The 233-nt window shown below is 43.8% G+C and carries 1 protein-coding gene; it reads right to left on the reverse strand.

What is annotated here, in order from left to right; all coding sequences use genetic code 11:
- Window positions 1-126 precede the first annotated feature (126 nt).
- On the reverse strand, window positions 127-233 hold a 107-nt coding region (yacG, locus tag ACVA54_RS19770; RefSeq protein WP_446649895.1), incomplete at its 5' end, for a DNA gyrase inhibitor YacG.

Raw genomic sequence — 233 nt, forward strand, 5'->3', positions numbered from 1 at the left:
AACCTTATTTTAAATGGGAATGCGCTCAAGCAGAGAGTGCTAGAAAAGCGAAAGAGAACGGGTTTCTGACGGGCAATAAAAAAGTAGACGCTTTCACGTCAACTTTCAAATTTTAGAACTGAGAACTTAGTATGGGTCTTCCGACCACCCATCACTGTCAGACATATCCGGCGCCCCAGGGATAGTATTCTCTTCATCTGCCCATTCACCAAAGTCGATCATTTGGCACTTTT

This window comes from Vibrio sp. PNB23_22_6 (assembly GCF_052877535.1).